Source organism: Paenibacillus sp. ICGEB2008 (assembly GCF_000307675.1).
Taxonomy (GTDB): Bacteria; Bacillota; Bacilli; order Paenibacillales; family Paenibacillaceae; genus Paenibacillus; species Paenibacillus polymyxa.
Window position 1 is genome coordinate 74,120 of sequence record NZ_AMQU01000001.1, and the last position, 13,876, is coordinate 87,995.

12 protein-coding genes are annotated in these 13,876 nt (G+C 46.3%); 4 read left to right on the forward strand and 8 right to left on the reverse strand.

All coding sequences use genetic code 11. From position 1 onward, the window contains the following. The first annotated feature begins 222 nt into the window (after positions 1-222). Positions 223-636 carry a chemotaxis protein CheW gene (locus C400_RS0100335; protein ID WP_017425579.1) on the forward strand — a complete coding sequence of 138 codons (414 nt, stop codon included), beginning with the start codon at positions 223-225 and terminating at the stop codon, positions 634-636. Positions 637-692: 56 nt separating this feature from the next. On the opposite strand, the gene C400_RS0100340 is transcribed toward C400_RS0100335, so the two are convergent. The 6 genes from C400_RS0100340 to C400_RS0100370 form a co-directional block, all read right to left on the reverse strand. Next, positions 693-1,811: a slipin family protein gene (locus C400_RS0100340; protein ID WP_017425580.1), complete on the reverse strand. Its 1,119-nt coding sequence runs from the start codon at positions 1,809-1,811 to the stop codon at positions 693-695. A gap of 804 nt (positions 1,812-2,615) precedes the next feature. Continuing rightward, complete coding sequence (locus tag C400_RS0100350; RefSeq protein WP_017425582.1) at positions 2,616-3,245, reverse strand: class I SAM-dependent methyltransferase; 630 nt, start codon at positions 3,243-3,245, stop codon at positions 2,616-2,618. A gap of 42 nt (positions 3,246-3,287) precedes the next feature. Then, positions 3,288-6,212 carry a glycosyl hydrolase gene (locus tag C400_RS0100355; RefSeq protein ID WP_017425583.1) on the reverse strand — a complete coding sequence of 975 codons (2,925 nt, stop codon included), beginning with the start codon at positions 6,210-6,212 and terminating at the stop codon, positions 3,288-3,290. A 597-nt stretch (positions 6,213-6,809) separates the two neighbouring features. Next, on the reverse strand, positions 6,810-7,910 hold the full coding sequence (gene ribD / locus C400_RS0100360; protein ID WP_017425584.1) for a bifunctional diaminohydroxyphosphoribosylaminopyrimidine deaminase/5-amino-6-(5-phosphoribosylamino)uracil reductase RibD: 1,101 nt from the start codon (positions 7,908-7,910) through the stop codon (positions 6,810-6,812). Beyond that, positions 7,907-8,671, reverse strand: coding sequence for a GTP cyclohydrolase II (locus tag C400_RS0100365; RefSeq protein WP_016820395.1), 765 nt, complete (start codon positions 8,669-8,671; stop codon positions 7,907-7,909). The genes ribD and C400_RS0100365 overlap by 4 nt, the downstream gene beginning before the upstream one ends. Before the next feature lie 83 nt (positions 8,672-8,754). Further along, positions 8,755-9,852, reverse strand: a complete 1,098-nt coding sequence (locus C400_RS0100370; protein ID WP_017425585.1) for an FAD-dependent monooxygenase — start codon at positions 9,850-9,852, stop codon at positions 8,755-8,757. 256 nt (positions 9,853-10,108) lie between these two features. Here C400_RS0100370 and C400_RS0100375 point away from each other — a divergent pair, with 256 nt between their 5' ends. Continuing rightward, on the forward strand, positions 10,109-10,444 hold the full coding sequence (locus tag C400_RS0100375; protein ID WP_013312049.1) for a winged helix-turn-helix transcriptional regulator: 336 nt from the start codon (positions 10,109-10,111) through the stop codon (positions 10,442-10,444). Between the two features lie 169 nt (positions 10,445-10,613). On the opposite strand, the gene C400_RS0100380 is transcribed toward C400_RS0100375, so the two are convergent. Next, positions 10,614-11,006, reverse strand: a complete 393-nt coding sequence (locus C400_RS0100380) for a winged helix-turn-helix transcriptional regulator (protein WP_017425586.1) — start codon at positions 11,004-11,006, stop codon at positions 10,614-10,616. A gap of 149 nt (positions 11,007-11,155) precedes the next feature. Between C400_RS0100380 and C400_RS0100385 the strand changes: the two genes are divergently transcribed. Both C400_RS0100385 and C400_RS0100390 read left to right on the forward strand, forming a co-directional pair. Further along, the gene (locus C400_RS0100385) at positions 11,156-11,674 is read left to right on the forward strand and encodes a DJ-1/PfpI family protein (RefSeq protein ID WP_017425587.1); all 519 of its coding nucleotides are present in this window, start codon (positions 11,156-11,158) and stop codon (positions 11,672-11,674) included. Between the two features lie 193 nt (positions 11,675-11,867). Continuing rightward, the gene (locus tag C400_RS0100390) at positions 11,868-12,569 is read left to right on the forward strand and encodes a YoaK family protein (protein WP_017425588.1); all 702 of its coding nucleotides are present in this window, start codon (positions 11,868-11,870) and stop codon (positions 12,567-12,569) included. A 12-nt stretch (positions 12,570-12,581) separates the two neighbouring features. On the opposite strand, the gene C400_RS0100395 is transcribed toward C400_RS0100390, so the two are convergent. Next, positions 12,582-13,757: an alanyl-tRNA editing protein gene (locus tag C400_RS0100395; protein ID WP_017425589.1), complete on the reverse strand. Its 1,176-nt coding sequence runs from the start codon at positions 13,755-13,757 to the stop codon at positions 12,582-12,584. Positions 13,758-13,876: the final 119 nt, after the last annotated feature.

Sequence of the window (13,876 nt, forward strand, 5' to 3'; positions counted from 1 at the left end):
CCAAACACTATATATGAAGGGAAATTCGAAGCCACGCCTTGTCCCGTTGGTTGTTATTTTGGAAGATTTAACTGCTCGTTTGTGATATTCTGTGATTAACTAAAACCATTTTACCGCATCCTCCACTTTATCGTTCCATCTGTCAAAACGCAATAGTTAACCCAATTTACCGCTAGTTCACAACTTGTGATGGACTTATCTGAATATGTAAGGAGAATTGTTATGTCTGAATATATTGTGTGCAGTCTGGCGGACAAGAAGTTCGCGTTAAACTTTCTGGAAGTCGAAGAAGTTATGAATGCCAAAAAAGGGACACCGCTCCCCTTTTCCGAAGCATGGCATGAAGGAATGGTGACCATTCGTGGCGATGTATTTACAATCCTTAACCTACGCAAAAAGCTGTTTCTCCCCGCATCAAGCGACTCCTCCGAGGACAAAATGATTTTGCTCAGTCGTGCGAAGATTGCCCTGCTTGTCGATCAGGTGGAGGATACGGCATCTGCTGAAGACAGTCAGCTACAAAGCAATGAGGAAGAATGGCAACGCGAATTGTTTCCTACTGTGATGGAGCATCGGGGTACTCTCATTCCGGTGATCGATATGGACGCTTTTCTCGCATCCACCAAGACGAACTAAAAAAATACTCCCGAACCTTGAGCCAGCTTGCACTCATCGTTCGGGAGTATTTTCCGTTATTGGAGTCCCTGCCCCTCTTTCATATGAACCAACGTGTTTAGCTGCTCCAGCAGCGTATTTCCGCCAGTCAGCGATATCGTACCAATCTTCTCGCAGATTTTTTCCATGAATTCCAGCTCTTTGAGACGATAGAGGGTGGCGTTTTCGTCCATCAGCTTGGCCGTATTGAGCAAACTACGAGTGGATGCCGTCTCTTCACGTCGTGTGATGAGGTTGGCTTGTGCCTTCTTCTCTGCCAATAGCACCGTATTCAGAATATCCTTGATATCCCCCGGCAAAATAATATCCTTCACCCCTGCGGATGTAAAAGTAACCCCATATTCACCGCTCTGCTCATTCAGTCGTGTCAAGACATATTCCGCGATCTCCTGCTTCATTTTCAGCAAATCATCCAGCTTCATTGTGCCCACGTATTCACGCAGCAGCAGTTGAAGCATAATGTATATTTGTTCCTCGTATGCTCTGAATTCCAACGCCCGTAGCGGCTCAATGATCCGGTACTGACAGACGAAGTTAAGACGCAGCGTGATTTTGTCTTCAGTCATGATTTCCTGCCCCATCAGGTCCATCTGCTGCTGTCGCATATCTAATGTTTTGATCTCTGTATTCACCGTGGACAACCAGAAATAATATTTGCCCGGTTTCAGTTCACCTTGCAGCACATTATCGTAATACAAAAACCCCAATTCATGACTGGCCACCTGAAGGGCTTTCCAGAAGCCCGGTGTCTTGGACAAGAATGCTTGCCCCAAAGCCTTATCAATGGCAGGCTGCCGGGTATCTGCACGAACAAAACGATGCTCCTTGAGCATGTTCCAAAATGCATATTTCCCGGCTGTCAGCAGCTCTACAAACCGATTATCCTCATAATGCAGCACATATTCATGATCCTCTACATCGATGACAGTCAATTGCTCCAGCAATAGAGGATCTGTCAAAAACAAACGAATATCATGATCTGGTACAAAAAATGATTCGGCTACATTCAAAATTTCAACGGCTTCCTGCTGAAATGTCTTCAATAGGTAGGTACCTGGGAGCAACAACTTGTGGTAGCTTCCTTTTTTGAACAACAGTCCGCGCTCATCGGCTTTAATCGTTATCTTCTTAAACATCGTATCACTCCTAGTATTTAAAATCCTCAACTTAAAAATGTACATTTTCCGCGTGTAGCGGCTCCACGTTCCATTTGATCTTCCGATCGCTGTTGCCCCTGAATTTTTGGATTTGATGAACCCCTTATAGGGTTAAAATTCAGGGACAAAGGCGAACGCTTCGCTTCTCCAGATTCAAACGGACCTCTTCACTTATTCGCACGTTGAGTCAAAACACATTTTTAAAATGAGGATTTTTTATTTTTATCTGTTGTAGTGGGTTAGTGACCCTTGCAGAGCATCCCTCCGTGTGAAAGGCGGGGCCAAGCTTAAGGAAAAAGAAAGGAGCCGCCTGTTCCCGTGTTTCGGGGATGGAATTCACCAGCCCAACATCGACTGTGAATCTGTATTCCCGTAGCCTCGGGTCCTGTCGGCGCTTGCTCTCTCCGGTATCCGCTGGCCGCATAGCCATCGCCCCGGCATCTGTCATCAAGACCAGATATGGGATGCTCTTATCGGGGTCTTTTCAGTGTTTTATTCGTCCATTCGAATACTCTACCAAAAGTCGCTTGGAAGGCGATTGGGAATCGAACCCTAATTGTTGGTGGATACATCAGATTTACAGGATACCTGACCCGATCAGGGCAGGCACTGCGGGACCTTTGGAAATCCTCGCCTCGGTAATACCTTCCGTATCAGCCTTTATCATTATTGCGCACCCTTGCACTCACGAACATGGCGAAAGTATTACGACCCCATAAAAAACAAAAAAAGACACGGAGGAAGCATAACTGCTTCCCTCGTGTCGTTCTCTTACCATTCACCTTATAGCTCTTTTTGACATTTTACCATGATAAATTTGAATGGAGGTTTACTTTCCATATTTTTATGTGGCTCAACAATTTCGGAAATTTCTATTAGTCCATATTTTCCGAATTCTTGTTTTATTGAGTCAGCATCATAAAAAAACATGTTTACCCCTTCCATGATCTCGAAATAGTCTTTATCCAGTTGTTTTCCCTTTCCATACATTGGAGCTTCTTTTGAAATCGTAGTAAAAATCATATATCCGTTTGGCTTTAGTTGACGATAGCAATCTCTAATAAATTTCTCTCTCTCACTTTTCTTCAATAAGTGAATAAGCGCATAACAAAATATGCCGTCATAAAGCTTGTTATCAAAAGGCATATCCATTACGGAGCCATGAAAAATACTGATATTGAGCCCTTTTTGTCTTGCCAAATCAATCGCTGTTTTTGAAATCTCAATACCTGTAACATGTATTCCGTTGTCCATAAAAACCTTGGCATTTCTACCATATCCAATACCAGGTATCAATATATTCTTAACGTTCTTTTCAATGAAAAAGTCCTTGGTCAGAATTGCTGAGTCTGAAGGTTCAAAGCCCCACATCATTTGATTTTCTATAAAGCTTGATTCCCAAAATTCTGTCATACTTTTATCTCCTCTATAATTATCATATCCATAATTTCGAATTTATTCAGGAGCAAGCCCGGGCTGGAACGTGTCCAACGCCTCGGTCGCGGAAATTTCGGAAACCCCTGTCGTTGTGGAGGCCGTCTGGTGGGTATAGCTGAATGAAGGCGTCTCATATTGCAATCCCGCCTTTTCATAGGTGAACCAATAGCTGACGGCCTTTCCGATGGTGAGGTCTTTAACCCGCTGCTCCCAAACACCGGCGTTGTTGGTCATCCGGTAGTTGAGCTGTTGCCCACCTAATAAAGTATAATGCACGTCAACATAGGCTGAGGCTGTTTTGGGGGTAAATTGAAGCAGTGCTTCACGATCGCTGACAAAGCGGGCCCGTACGGTGTAATCCTCCGTTTCTCCGCCACCCTCATTGCCGCCAGATGCTGCCTCCGTAGTTACCGATACAGCACGACTTGCCGCAGACAGGTTACCGGCTGCATCACGAGCCTTGACGGTAAAGCTATAAGCGGTCGCTGCATTCAGTCCTGTAATTGAAGCGGAAGTGCCGCTTATCTCTGCCGCCTGAGTCCCGTCCTTATACACGATATACCCCGTTACGCCAACATTGTCTGTAGCTGCCTCCCACTCCAGCGTAACCGCCGAAGCCGTTTTGGCCGTAGCTCGCACATTGGCCGGGCTGGTTGGGGCCTCTATATCAGGTTGTGGATTGCCGCCGCCGTTTCCATTTCCGATATTAAAGCTGTTCGGCTGCACGGTAATACTATGTCCATCTGAAAAGGTTACTATTTTCTCTTGGTTGGTAAAGTTGTAGGCCACATAGGTTTTTACACCGTTCTTATGAAACACGGCATAAATAGGTGAATTGGCAGTGACGCTACGGTCGATGTTGCCAACAGCATCCAAATTATAAATCCAGTGGTAGGCATTCGCCTTGGAATTCCCAGCTTCCGGTGTCATCGCCGCTACGCGTGCACTGAATTTGGCCTTGGCATCGGACGGGTCCGAAATCGCTCTGTACATATACACGATATCTTCCCACGGACTGAAATTCCCACCGCTTTTTTGCAGCAGATTGCTAAAATTTTTAGCCGCATATTCCGGATATTGTGTCAGATACAAGGAAGCAGAAGTAATCGGCAGCCAGTTGATGCCATGCACCTCTGCGGGGTTATTGGTCCACCATGTAGCATTCCCCACCGTTTTACCACCCCAGATCATACTTGCCGTCGCACTTTGCATCCCTGAAGGGGTGTTTGTACCTTGTACATCAAACCAGTATTCGTTAATCGCATTCATTTCCGTTGTATATAGATAGATGCCCAGATCACGAGTTTGGGTATTTCCCGTCGCCTCGCCCCATAAAATCAGACCGGCCCAAGCATTCATCGCTTCCGAGGAGGATTCATTGTTGTTGCCGTCGCCAAATTTGGCATGACCGGAAGCCCAGGTGTGACCGGCATAGGGATCAAAATTACGTAAATACGGAAATTTAGAATCAGACCTGTCTGTATTGGCAATGTCGCGAATGAGCAGCTGCACCATCTGCCCCCATTGTGAATTGGATGCCCAGCTCTTGTCCACCCGTGCAATTTCGGCCGCAGCCTTAATAAAGTATCCATAATGGAAATGATGGTCGTTTAATTCTACCGCGCTGCCAAAGCTGTCGGGATAACCGATTAATGTCCCCCAATTGCTATTGTACACAAATAGGTTCGAGCTTTTCAGGTTTCCTGAGCTATCGCTGGCCTTAAACCAGTCCTGTAGCCGACTTTTAATCTCATTGCGGAACTGGCTCGCTGCTGCGGTATTGCCCACCTGGTCAGCAATTGGCGCCAAGGCTGCCAGCTTGCCCAAACGTTTTCCAGTCCAGTATGTGTCACCATCGCCAGAATAGACTTCTGCTTTCGCTTCGTCTATATAACTATTCAGCTTATTTTTATCATAAGACCCCAAATCGGGCAAAGAAGGGAGCACGCCTGTAAACTTCATCTTCGTTTGAAAAGAAGCCCCTTCCGCTGTTTTCATCAGACCACGTACAGAATTGTACGTATAGCCCAGTAGAGATTGTGATGAGTTTTTCCACTGATGTGGATATAAGGCGAAAATAGTACCCGCTTGTGTACCTTGTTTTGCGGTTGTTGTAACGGTAAAGGTGGTTGTTACCTCGGAAGAGGCTTCGTTGTAGCTGTACTGTGCTTTGGAGTTTGTAACAAAAGAATAGGCATATTGCTGAAATTTGTCCAAGGTCGCCGTTGTATTGTCAGGCAAAGCCGCCACTGTAAAATAGCTTTTCCCGTTCAATTGATTGATCAGAGTGCTCGTTCCGAGACCAGACCAAGTGCTGCCGGAAGGACCAAACAGACCATAGTGTGAGCCATTGATCGTAATGCCAAGCACAGGGGAGGTAGCTGAGCCAGACCAGACCTTGGGTACCTCATTGAACGAGAGCTTGGGATTACCGCCGCCAAACTCGAAAAAAACATAGGGGGAGCCATGCCCATAGGTAGCACTCATTTTGTTGCTGCCGCTTTGAAATAAGGATTTGACAAACCAGTCACTGAAGCCGTCCACCTTGGCATCCGGAAATGAAGCGCTTACAGAATGACCTACGGTAAAGTCGTTTACATCATCCATCCAGCCTGCGATGTACCCCGGATTGACCGTAATTTTACCGCTTGGGTTAAAGATGCGTAAACCGTTTTGCTGATTTTTCAAAGCAAGCGGATGTGGATATTGAGCCTCGGAGTAGGGCACCCAGGCCAGGCTGCTCCACCAGTCGTTGGTAGGCATTGGGCTAGTTACATTCGCTGTCTTGTAAATTTCGTTTTGCGGTGTAGCTGCTCCGGCAGGTAGTGTGGTTGAATAGGAGCCTGTGCCTTGTGTGACCTCACCCGAAAAGGCTTTAGTAGAAACCGGTGCAGCTAAACATATCAGACTGGCACTTAACAAGCATAATATCATTTTTTTCACAACCAACATCCTCCTTTGAATTCTTTTATCCCTTTCCCTGCAAGGCTTTTCCCTTTTCTTCCAAGCTGAATTCAACTTCATTGTGCTTGATCTCTATTTCCAGGTCAATCCTTATATTTCTAAAATCTAACTAAACGAGTCGAAAGTCTCTAAAAATACACAAGAAACCAGGACGAAAAACCCAAAAATCATGTCATTTTGATTTCACGCCATAAGACGTTCACCTTATGAGTTATTCACCCCATTAACCATTCACCCTAATAAACGTTTAGTCTATAAAAAAAGACCCTCCAGGCCTTTTAGCCCTTCAGATCCTCTGTTCTTTTGAATTTATAAGTTTTTGAATCAATGAGTTTGAGCTTTTAAGTGTTTAGTTTCTCCTGCCCTTCCCATGCTCCACACCATTTCGAAAAATGAGTGACTTTGCGGTGGGCAGCAGCGGAGCGGAGGGGTTGAATCTGGAGAAGCGGAAGCGTTCGCCTTTGCAGTGGGATTCTTACCTTTAAATCTCTTATACAATTGAAGAATCCCACTGCAACAGCGATCGGAAGATCAACCCCTTTGCGGAGCGTCCTTCTCTGCCCAAAAACAACTCACTCATTTTTCCCGCTCAAAATACCCTTCTATTTTCCAGTCCACGCCAACCTGTGTTACGCTCAAATCCTGCAAGGCCACCGCATCGCTCATCGCAGACACGCCCTCTCCCCCGAGAAAGCCCGGGGCTGTGCGCCCTCCAACCAGCTTCGGTGCCATATACAGCACCAGCTTGTCTGCCAGTCCTTGCTGCACGAACGAAGCGTTCACCTCGGCTCCGCCTTCCACGAACACCGATGACACCTCCGCCGCACCCAGAATATCCAGCATTTGCGGCAGGTTAACCCGATCACTGTTTTCATCCTGAGTCGGATATACCTTTACACCCAGTTGTTCCAACTGGCTACGCTTGCCTTCATCATAAATGCGCCCTGTGAATATCCAGGTAGGTGCCTCCCCATCTGTAATGACACGGGCATCCAATGGAATTCGAAGCTTGCTATCCAAAATGATACGAATCGGATTCCGTCCATCCGGTAGACGAGTCGTAAGCTGAGGATTATCGTGAATCACCGTCTGTACACCGACCAGGATTCCCACATGCTCGTTACGTAGACGATGCACATCCTCCCGTGCAGCCTCAGACGTAATCCATTTGCTTTTCGAGGTCCGGGTTGCAATTTTACCGTCCAGTGTTACTGCCGATTTGATCGTAATAAAAGGACGCTTGCTCACGATATATTGGTTAAACACTTCATTCATGCGGATCGATTCCTGCTCACATACGCCGACAATGACCTCAATGCCCGCATCTTTCAAAATCTGTACCCCTCTGCCGGAAACCAGCGGATTCGGGTCCAGTGCTGCAATCACCACCCGACGAATGCCTGCCTTCACAATCGCTTCCGCGCATGGGCCTGTCCGGCCGTGATGAGAACACGGCTCCAGCGTTACGTAGATCGTCGCTCCCTGAGCGTGTTCCCCCGCCATACGCAAGGCATGAATCTCGGCATGTGGCTCACCAGGCTTCAAATGAGCGCCGATCCCAACGATACGGCCATTGTTAACAATGACTGATCCGACGAGCGGATTCGGTTCTGTTTGCCCTTTGGCACTTCTGGCATTTTCCAGTGCCAGGCGCATATATTTTTCGTGAGTGTTCATAGAACCTCCCTGAGATCGGAATCCCGCAAATGGCCGGATCGTTCTACTTTTGTATTCAAGTACCGTTCATTATATTGTGACACATCGCCCCAGAGCGGCATACGTCCCGCCACATTCATACCCGACTTCTTCAAAGCATCCAGCTTTTTAGGGTTATTTGTAATCAGAGTTACTGGTTTTTGTCTCAGATGTTGAAGCACACTAATGGCATCCGCATAATTGCGTGTATCATCTTCAAAACCCAACTGATGGTTGGCTTCGACGGTATCCATGCCTTCTTCTTGCAGAATATAAGCCATGGCTTTACTAAACAAACCGATTCCGCGACCTTCATGATTTGCCAGATAGAACAATGCACCTGTTCCATGTTCCACAATCATTTTCATCGACTGGTGGAGTTGAAATCCGCAATCACAACGCTTGCTACCAAAAATATCTCCAGTATGACAAATACTATGCATGCGAACTAATGCATTTTCGGACTGTTGGAGATCCCCGTACACCAATACACTTGATTGTTGTCCCTCCGCCAAGTTCAGTGTGGACAATCGCTTCACAATCGTCTCAGCATTAGCATTCAGTAAGTTCTGGCGATCTTCCTCGTCCCGTACAGGTAGCCAGCAATACCATTGAAAAACAACCGTTTCCCCTTCCAAATTAACTGGCAGCTTGATCGGTCCTACCAAAATTGTCGAGGATTGCTCTCCACGAACGGTTTGAATTTTATCGTTAAGTAGCGTAGCTACATCTTTAATGTTCATCTCTCTGCACCATCCTTTATATAAACTCTATATATGAAATGCCTCGCATTTCTCAGGCTAATCGTTGTTGTCGGGGTTTTATATCATTTAACTATGTGTAAGAAATGTTCATGAAACGTGGACTCCAAGATTAGTTGACGCTCCTGAAGCTCGGTGACAGCCTGCCGTCGTCCATCTTCGAAAGCCTTCAGGTCTTCTGCGGTATATACCTGCTGGCGTAAACGAAGAAGCTCACTGGCCAGCACATCGGCATCCTTCAAAGCAGCGTTCAAACCAAAAGCTCCCGTAGGTGTCATGGTATGCGCCGCATCTCCAATCAGGACCAGTCCATTCTGTGCCCATGTGTCACTACGGCTGCTGAAAATATCCAACGGTACGAAGTCCTTCCATGAACGAATGTGATCATGCACACTATGCTCTAAATCTGGAAAAGCCTCCGTAAACAGCTGTATAAATGGTTCAAAAGATTGCTTAAACAGGGTGGAAAAGCTCCCCTCCTCCACATTCCAGCCAATTTGGATATAACCCTCAGCCTGCGAGAATAAAGCCAACTGACCTCCGTTGACCAGAGCCAGACGAGTGACGGGCTCCCACCCGGCAGGTGCCGTGATTTTGGCCCATAGCAGATCATAATCGTGGCGAATTTTCGTCACAGGCATCTGCGCCAGCTTGCGCACAGTCGAATAGCGTCCGTCTGCCCCCACAATCAAAGAACTATGAATTGTAATCTCATGACCGTTCTTATCGCGGGCGGTCAAGCCCGTGTACCCCTGCTCGCTGTCACCCTCCAACGCAGTCACAGTTGTACCTGCCAGGTAACGGAAAGACTCGTAGGTGGACGCCTGCTTGAGCAGAGCTTCCAAAAATCGAGGTTGTGGAATATGCACCCCTACATTACGATGGATTGAAGCTGGCTCAACCGTCTTGACCTGCTGCTGATGCTGCCAATATTCGATTCTTGTGGAGGCGAGAATATGATCCTCATGAATTTGTTCGAGCAGTTTATGTTTGCGGATCACTTCCTGACCCTCATCGTTTAAAATTTCACCGCGGAAAGCCTTTCCGGGCACGCTCTGCCGCTCAACCAATATCGTTGAAACACCCTGCTCCGCCAGTAGACAGGATAACAAAGTCCCTGCGGGTCCCCCTCCAACTACGCACACTTCACATTCTAGCTTCATCCGACTTCCCCCTGCACCCAAACCATAACCTCAACGATTCGTCCGTATCTGTTCTTTTTATTACATCATTAATCATATCAAATTAAGTTCAAATTTTAAGCATTTACATCTTAAACTCCGTATCAAAGCTAACAAGTTACTTTATGTAACAAAGTATATTTATATCATTCGATTTCGTCAAGTAATAAATTTATGTAAAGTAAAATCATTTACTTTTAACAGTGAATCGTTAATAATAGGAGCATGAGGTGATCACATGAATATTCCGCAGATGTGCCCACGGTTTGAAAAGGCTATGGAGCTACTGAGCAAGCGTTGGACGGTGTTGATCGTATTTCAACTAACGAATGGTCCGCAACGTTTCGTCGCTATTGAGAATTCAATTCCTAACTTAAGTGGAAAGGTCCTTTCGGACCGTTTGAAAGAGCTGGAGGAAGAAGGAATCATTCAACGTATGGTTTATCCTGAAAAGCCTGTGCGGATTGAATACTCCCTTACGGATAAGGGACGCGATTTAGCTCCTTTATTTGACCATATTGGTACTTGGGCTACACGCTGGATTGAGGTTTTACCAGCCCTTGAACAGCAATGATCCATATGGGCTACAGCTATTTTTCCTAGACTAACATGATCAAGACACACAGACTGCTAACATGCCAAAGAACGCCTTCGCTCTAGGTACAATTCGTACTCATAGTGCAAGGCGTTCTATTTTTTATATGACGGAGTGTTAAAGGTCCATCTAAGATCGCATCCAAGATTTAAACCTTTCCCTCACTGCTGCGTTGCATTTCCTCACGGATGGATTGCACCCGTTTTTTCCCCCAGTCATACATCATCTCCACAATCGGTAAAATCGTCATCCCCAGCTCAGTCATCGAATACTCCACCTTTGGAGGCACTTCGGGATACACTTCCCGGTGTACAATACCGTCCTCCATCAACTCCCGTAGCTGGTTGGTCAGCACTTTATGCGACAGCTTCGGAAACAACCTTTGCAGGTCACTGAACCGGTGCGGCCCTTCCACACCCAGATGCCATAAAATAACGACCTTCCATTTCCCGCTCAGCACAGATAGCGTTAATTCCTTTTCGCAGTTGTAGTCTCCGTTTACAATTTTCTCCCGTATTTCTTCTCTCAGCGTATCAGACATATATCAATTAACTCCTTCTAAATCATCATGATCTTCCACATGAATAGTAACCTGCAGGTAACCTCCGTACTTGAAAGTGCATTCTTCACAGCCCGACGAAGCCACCCTACAATAGTAAATAACGTTACACATTCAAGGAGGAATAGAGTATGAGTAAAAAAGCTCTTTTTATTATACCCCCAGAGCGCTTTAATGAGGATGAATTGTTTAAACCAAAAGAAGCGCTGGAGCAAGCAGGTGTTACTGTAACATTAGCCAGTACAAAAACAGGCGAAATCATGGGTGACTACAACGGTAAAGCGACGGCTGATCTTGTCTTTACAGACGCTGTGCCGGCTGAGTATGATGTGGTATCTGTAATCGGCGGATCAGGAACAAATGATCACCTGTGGAATAACGCGGATCTCCAAGCTCTGCTGAAACAAGCTCATGAGCAAAAGACTTTAGTGGCTGGCATCTGCGCAGGCTCTGTAGCTGTGGCTCAAACCGGTCTGCTCTCTGGCAGAACGGCTACATGCTACCCTGTGGATGTGCAAAAGGATCAGCTCCAATCGCATCAAGCCGACTATGTCGCTCAGCATGTCGTCGCTCATAGCGATATTATTACAGCCGACGGCCCAGATGGTGCACAGGAGTTTGGTAAAGCACTCGTTCAAGCTCTGCAATAAGCATATTCTCGAAGTTCCAGATGGCACTTTAAGCAGCACTCCAACAAGCCGCATCACGTCCTTTCTATTGTATGGGACCTGATGTGGCTTCTTTGTGTCATTTTCATGCTTAAGTGATTAATTTAATTGTATGGTCCTGGATTTTCGTGTTAGCTTTAAAGAATCGACGTTTAGTATAGGAGGCTTATATGCCGTGTTTATGAAAGGCAAAATCCATTTACATCAGGTAACGTCCGAATCGTTGCGACTGGGCGCCTTACTATCATTAGTAGGGGGCTTTTTGGACACATATACCTTTGTAGGAAGAGGCGGTGTTTTCGCCAACGCACAGACAGGCAATATCGTCCTGCTGGCTGTCAAAGTCATTCAGGGGCACTGGGTTCAGGCATTATCCTATATCCCGCCTCTGATCGCCTTTTCACTGGGGGTTTTTGTTGCTGAAGGGATTAAACGCAAATCAACCCACCGTTTAACTCCAGACTGGACCCGCGCAATTCTTTTACTGGAAATCGCGATTTTTTTCATCGTGGGATTGATTCCGCAAGGAGTTCCCAATACGGTAGTAGTGGTGATCGTCTCATTCGTCGCTTCCGTGCAAATGACTTCCTTCCGCAAGCTCATTGATGTGCCGTACACCTCCACGGTCAGCACCGGTAACCTTCGATCAGCTATCGAGGCTGTGTATGTCGCTGTAACGACCAAGGACACGAACGCTGCCATTCGAGCGATGCGTTATGGTGTCATCCTGGCTGCCTTCTTGGTAGGAGCCTTGCTGGGGGGATTTCTGACTTTGACGATTGGGGATAAAGCCGTTTGGGGCGCTGTTGTTGCACTTATTTTTTCTTTTATTTTATTTACAGAAGAGGAAAAGTGGAAGCTACCGCTGCGTCACTAATCCTCCATTATATTAGCCCTGAATGAACTGCCGCTGGGCCGTTTCAAAGAAATTCAAGAGGTTCTCGCGGGACGAAAATGCTGCCTGAGCAGATTGGTTGCTACCGCCCCCCTTGCCCTGAAACGCGCCCAGATTCTCTTTCAAAAACGCCCCGCAACTAACAGATTGGCTACCATTATGTGCCAGAATGATTTTGTTTTCGGCTGTTGTGGCAAATAAAACAAGCAAATCATGCTCAGCGGTCAGCTTGGCAGCCAATTGCTGCATCTCCTGAATGGATTTTTGTTCAAATACATGAGCAAGAACATGCCCCTGTACAGCAGACAGCAGCTCTTTCGCCTGGTACGATGCATTTTCCTCTTGTAGAAACTCCACTTGCGCCTTGAGCTGCTTATGCTCCTGCTCCCACTTTTCGAATCGAGTCAAAATATCCTTTCGCCCAGTATTGAACTTCGTAGATAACACGTCCAAAATCCGAGCACTCTCATTAAAGTCCTGGAGTGCGCGAGCACCACATTTGAAATGGATTCTCGCCATCCCTTTTTGCTTTTCCCATTTCAAGCATTTAATCATTCCAATTTCCCCGGTTTGAGCCACATGTGTACCGCCGCAAGCATTATATTCAATGCCTTCGATCTCAACAATCCGAATATTCTCCGTCACTTTAGGCATTTTCACAAGCGGAATGTCCTTCAATTGCTCATGGGTTACAAAATAACTTTTTATGCTGCGGTTATTGTAGATTTGCCGATTTGCTTCCTGCTCGATTGCCAATAGCTGCGCGGATGTTATATCAGAACAGTTGACATCAATTGTGGCGTACTCTTGTCCCAAATGAAAGCTTTCTGTACGCGCACCCAACAGTTCCAGACAAATCGCTGACAGCAAATGCTGCCCGCTATGCTGCTGCATATGATCAAATCTGCGCTCCCAATCCAATTGGCAGGCCACTTTCTCCTCCTCCGGCAAACGTTCTACCTGATGCCAAATGTCCCCATCCTCAAGAACCACATCTAATACACGGATGCCCTTAATCGTTCCTGTATCACATGGCTGACCTCCACCATGCGGATAAAAAGCCGTTTCCTTGAGCATAACAAAAAATGCTCCGTCCCTTTCCATACTCTGTGTAATATGAGTGTCCCACTCCGTAAGATTTGGAGCGGTGTAATATAATTTTGTCGCCATGTCAGGTCCCTCACTTTTGGGTATCTTTGTCTCGTGCGATATCCACTTATTATCAAGCACTTCACTGTAAATATCAATGTAGTGAATAGCTTAAACTACTGCACGGACAACCTCCATAT